The sequence below is a fragment of the Devosia sp. genome (assembly GCF_041917035.1).
GTDB lineage: Bacteria > Pseudomonadota > Alphaproteobacteria > Rhizobiales > Devosiaceae > Devosia_A.
On sequence record NZ_JAYRYM010000251.1, the window covers coordinates 1 to 5,329 of the forward strand.

Annotated in this window: 4 protein-coding genes and 1 pseudogene; all 5 read left to right on the forward strand. The window is 71.9% G+C overall.

Annotation, left to right across the window (positions count from 1 at the left end; all coding sequences use genetic code 11):
• Window positions 1-233 (forward strand): annotated as a pseudogene (locus ACE3TU_RS18540) (iron ABC transporter substrate-binding protein); the annotation flags it as partial.
• Window positions 234-327: 94 nt separating this feature from the next.
• Window positions 328-1,917 (forward strand): ABC transporter permease, encoded by a 1,590-nt coding sequence (locus ACE3TU_RS18545; RefSeq protein WP_374626913.1) that lies wholly within the window; start codon window positions 328-330, stop codon window positions 1,915-1,917.
• Window positions 1,918-1,999: 82 nt separating this feature from the next.
• A complete protein-coding gene (locus ACE3TU_RS18550) occupies window positions 2,000-2,863 on the forward strand; it encodes an ABC transporter permease subunit (RefSeq protein ID WP_374626915.1) in 864 nt (287 codons plus the stop codon).
• Window positions 2,860-3,678: a hypothetical protein gene (locus ACE3TU_RS18555; protein WP_374626918.1), complete on the forward strand. Its 819-nt coding sequence runs from the start codon at window positions 2,860-2,862 to the stop codon at window positions 3,676-3,678. The genes ACE3TU_RS18550 and ACE3TU_RS18555 overlap by 4 nt, the downstream gene beginning before the upstream one ends.
• Window positions 3,662-5,329 (forward strand): ATP-binding cassette domain-containing protein (locus ACE3TU_RS18560; protein ID WP_374626920.1); only part of this gene is annotated, 1,668 nt, incomplete at its 3' end. The genes ACE3TU_RS18555 and ACE3TU_RS18560, both read left to right, overlap by 17 nt.

Consider the following 5,329-nt stretch of genomic DNA (forward strand, 5'->3'; position numbering starts at 1 on the left):
CCGAGAACGCCAATGCGCTGATCGCCTTCCTCCTCTCCGACGAGGCGCAGCAGCTTTACGCCAACGGCAACTACGAGTATCCGGCTGTGGCCGGGGTGCAGCCGGCGGACCTGGTGCTGAGCTGGGGACAGCTCAACCCGTCCAAGGTCCCGCTGACCGATGTGGCGGCGCATCGCGGCGAGGCCGCCGCCCTGGTCGACGAACTGCGGTTCAACGAAGGGGCGCAGAACTAGACGCCACGAGGAGTGCCTGCCCATCAGCAGCGCCGGTTCAGCGAGGCAATCCGATCGAGCCGGCGGGCACCGCCTCCCGCCGGTTTCGGCCATTGTGCTCGTCCTCGTGATGGGGCTGCCGATCCTGTGGCTTTCGCTCAGCGCCCTCGGCGCCACCGGAGCCGGCGGCGGGCTCGGCGCCGCCATGCTGCCGACCGCCCTGCGCGAGACGGCGACGCTGATGGGCTGGGTCGGACTGGCCGCGGGCGGGCTCGGACTGGTCGCGGCGTGGCTGACGACGCATTTCGATTTTCCCGGGCGACGGCTGTTCGACTGGGCGCTGATCCTGCCGCTGGCGGTGCCGACCTACCTCGCGGCCTACAGCTACGTGGAATTCCTCGATTTCACCGGCCCGGTGCAGCAGGCGCTCCGGGCGCTGACCGGCGCCGAGACGATCCGCGACTACTGGTTCCCGCAGATCAAGAGCCCGACTGGCGCGGCGCTGGTGCTGTCGCTGGTGCTCTACCCCTATGTCTATGTCGCCTGCCGGACCTTCTTCCTGATGCAGTCGGGGTCGGTCGGCGCCGCGTCGCGCACCCTGGGCGCCAGCGGCCTGCGGACCTTCTTCACCATCATCCTGCCGCTCAGCCGCCCGGCCCTGGTCGCGGGCATTTCGCTCGCCATGATGGAAGTGCTGAACGACCTGGGCGCGGTGCAGTATTTCGGCGTCAACAGCCTGACGGCGGTGATCTACTCGACCTGGATCAACCGCAGCAATTTCGGTGGCGCGGCACAGCTGGCGGTCACCATCGTGCTGATCGTTGCCGCGCTGATCCTCGTCGAGCAGCGGGCGCGCCGCGATCGGGTCTATCAGCTGCATCGCGACAGCCGGGTGGCACCGCCGCGCGAAACCCTGGCCGGCCGGCACGCGGCAGGGGCCAGCCTGTTCTGCGGCGTACTGCTGGTCGGTGGCTTCGGCGTGCCGGTCGGGGAACTGGTGGTGCTGGCGGTGCGCAATCTCGGGCCGAACGCGCTAGAGGCTGCGCTCGGGGCCGGGCTGACGACGGTCCTGCTCGCCGGTGCGGGCGCACTGCTGACCGTCGGCATCGGGCTCTTCGCCGCCAGGATCGGCGGCGCCAGGGGATCGCGCGGGGCGCACGCGGCGATCCGGGTGGCGACGCTCGGCTATGCGATTCCGGGCACGGTTCTGGCCCTGGGACTGCTGCAGCCGCTCGGACAGGCCGATCTGTGGATCAACCGCGCCAGCATGGCGCTGTTCGACTGGCGGCCCGGCCTGGTGCTGTCGGGATCGGTGGCGGCGCTCCTCTACGTCTACGCCATCCGCTTCCTCGCCGTGTCGCACAGCACGCTCGACGCGGCGATGCGGCGACGCGGCGAACAGATGCTGGACGCGGGCCGGGTGCTCGGGGTCACCGGGTGGCGGCTGCTGCTCAGCGTCGACCTGCCCAGCCTTTCGCCGGCACTGCTGTCGGCGGCAACGCTGGTCTTCGTCGAAATCGTCAAGGAGTTGCCGGCGACCCTGCTGCTACGCCCGCTCGGGGTCGAGACGCTCGCCACGATGGTCTATGCGCGGGCCAATGTCAGCCTGTTCACCGAGGCCGCCCTGCCGGCGCTCGGCATCGTGCTGGTCGGGGTGCTGCCGGTGATCCTCGCCACGCGCTTCAGCGACCGGCGGATCGGCTGATCTACATTTCAAATTAACCATTCCTTGACTATGCTTTAGCGGTTGTTCCACCCTTTCGATCGACCCAGGCTCGAGCGTTGGCATGCCGCAGGCCAGCACCCCATCGGCTAGAAGCGGCTCGCCGCTCGTGAGAGCCCTGCTGACGAGGCTGGCGGCAAGGCTGCTGGGCGGCCTGCTGGCGGCATTGCTGCTGCTCTGGCTGCTGATCGACGTGCTGGCGGGCGCAGCCGCACCGGGGTTCATCGGCGGGCTGCTGGGCGGCGCGCCGACAGGGGGCGGGGCGGCGCTCGGTCCGATGGTGCTGGAACGCCTCGCGGTGACGGTGCCGCTGGCGCTGCTGGCCTTTCTCATCGCCGTTGCGGGAGGGCTCGGCCTGGCGTCGGCCGACTCGATCGTGCCGATGCGGGTGCCGGCGGCGCTTCTGGCGGCGACGCCCGCCTTCTGGGCCGGCCTGCTGCTGATCCTCGGCGTGGCCGGTGGCCTCAAGCTGCTTCCCGCCAGCGGCTTCGTGCCCTGGCACAGCAATGCGGGGGCAGCCCTCGGCTCGCTGCTCCTGCCGGCGCTGGCGATGGGCGTGCCGGGCGCCGGCCAGTTCGCGCGCCTGTTGCTCAGCGAGCGGGACGCGGTCGCCGCCGAGGCAGTCCAGCTGTTGCGCAGCAGGGGGATGACCACCGGCCAGGCACGGCGCAGACTGGCGATCGCGCGGCTGCGCTCCAGCTTGCCGGCGATCCTCGCCCGGCTGTTCGTCGCGATATGGATCGGTACCGTGCTGGTCGAGGCGCTGTTCTACCTCCCCGGCCTCGGTCGACTGACGCTGGGCGCGGCGCTGCAGCACGACCTGCCGCTGTTTGCACTTGGACTGTATGTTCTTGTCTGCCTCGCGATCCTGGGCGATGTGCTGCTGCGGCTGACCCGGCTGGCGCTCGACGCGTGGGGTCCGGCATGAACGCCCTGACCGGCCTGCGCAATATCCGCTGGGGCCTCGTCGCCGGGGGCGGGGCCGGCCTGCTGCTGGGGGCGCTGGCGCTCGTTTCACTGGTCTGGGTGCCCTTCCCGCTGGCCGGCCCACCCCTCTCGCCGCTGTCGGAACCGGGCGGACCGCACCTGCTCGGAACCGACCAGGCCGGGCGCGACATGGTCTCGCTGCTGATGAGCGCGGCCCTCTCGAGCCTTGCCGTGGCCGGGTTCGGCACGCTGATCGCGCTGCTCGTGGGCCTGCCGGCGGGCGCATTGGCGGCCGCCCGGCTCGGTGCCTGCCCGCAGCCTGCGCGGGTCTCCGCGCTGATGCTGGCGCCGGCCCTGGTCGTCGCCATGCTGCTTGCCGCGCTGGGCAGCGCCGGGCCGGGAATCGCCATCCTGGCGGTAGCGATGCCCGGCGCCGTCGCCTCGGCGTTCTCGGTGTGGGGACCGGTCGACGCACTGCTGGGCCGCGACTATGTGGCGGCGGCGCGCATCGCGGGACTGACCGCGCTCCCGGCCATGCAGCGCCATGTCCTGCCGGCCCTCCTGCCGCTGGTGGCGGCCCTCGGGCTCGAACTGTTCGCGGCAGCCATCCTGATCGAGGCGAGCCTGGGCTTTCTCGGCCTTGCCGCCGGCACGGGGGGGACCGGCCTCGGGGTGATGCTGCGCGAAGCACAGGGATTCATGCAGATCCGTCCGCTGCTCGCCATCGCGCCGGGTGTGACGATCGTGACGCTCATCGTCGCGCTGCAACTGGCGGCTCGCGGACTGAGGCAGGGTATCGATGGCAGCCCGGCTTGAGATCGAGACGCTCGGGCTGTCGCGCCAGCGGCGGCCGCTGGTCGAAGGGCTGAGCCTCAGCCTCGCCGGGGGCCGGACGGCGATCGTCGGGGCATCGCACGAAGCGATGCGGACGCTGGCGCTCGAACTGGCGGGCCTCGGCGACGGGCATGTCGAGCGCACCGGCACGCTGAAGCTAGACGGCGCGGCGTTTCCGACGTCCGAGGCCGAACTGGCCAGGCTGCGCGGCCGCATCGGGCTGCTTCGTGCCGGCGACGGGGCGGCCGGACTGGCCTCGCTCATCGAGCGCTCGCCGAACCTGCTGATCTGCGACGACCCCATGCACGGGCTTGTCGGCGCCGACCACCGCGAGCTTTCGCAGGCCATCCTCGATGCCCAGGCCGAGAACGGCTTCGGCCTGCTGCTGCTGACCGGCGACATGCGCCTCGCGCTGGCCATGGCCGCGACGATCATCGTGTTCGACGGCACGCGGCCGATCGAGACCGGGACGGCGGAGAGCATCGAGCGCTCGCGGCACGGGCGGACGCGTGAACTGCTCGGCGCCTACCGACCCCGGCCGCGGGCGGCGATGCGTCCGCAGGTCGGCGAACCCCTGCTCGAGCTCGATGCGGTGGAACAGCGGATCGGAGGGGGCGGCTGGCCGCTGCTGCGACGTCCGCCGGGCCGACTGGTACTGACGCCCACCACCCTGTCGGTCCGGCGCGGCGAGGCCGTGGGCCTGCTGGGCGGCGCCGGCAGCGGCAAATCCGTGCTGCTGCGCCTGGCGGCCGGGCTCGGCCGGTGCAGCGGCGGCGCCTTGCGCTTCGACGGGGACGCGTACCATGGCGACGACCTGCCGGCCGAGCGGCGCTCCGCCATCGCCATGGTCTTCAGCGATCCGCACCGGGCCTTCAATCCGGCGCTGCCCGTCGGCCTGTCGCTGACCGAGCCGCTCAGGGTGGAACAGCAGTTGCTCGTCGACGAACAGGCCGACCAACTGGTCGAAGTCGTGCGCGCCGTGGGCGTCGACCCCTCGGTTCTCGGGCGTCGCCCGGGGGCCTTCGGCGCCATGGAGCTGCAGCGGCTGGCGCTGGCGCGGGCCCTGGCGTCGCGCCCTCGATTGCTCCTGCTCGATGAGCCGACGAGCTGTCTCGACGCAGCAGAGCGGACCGAGTTCCTGGCGCTGGTGCACCGGGTGAGGGCCGACAATGCGCTGACCGTGCTGGCCGCGAGCCGCGACATCGAGGTGCTCGGGGCAGTGTGCGATCGACTCGTCGTGCTGGACGCAGGGCGCATCATCGAGGAAGGCACACCCACCGAGTTGAGCGAGGCGGCCGAGCAGGCCGAGACACGTCGCCTCGTCGCCCCCCGTTATCCTCTATTCACCAGCGGAGCGCCCCGCTCCGGCGCGGCGCCGGGCGAGCCGCCGGGGGCCGAACCGGTGCCGGCTGCCGGCCCGGCAGTACCGCTTGCCGTCGAGACGGGCGAAGCGGAGGCGGTCGCCGAGCTGCCTGCCGCCGTGCCGCCGGACGACGCTCCGGCCACCGAGCCGACGGACGGGCGGCCAGCCATCGAGATCAAGGACATCGACGCCGCGGCGGCGGTAGAGCCGGCGTCTCTGCCCGAGCCGGCCGACGCGACGGAACTCCATCCCGGCCCGTCGATACCGGAG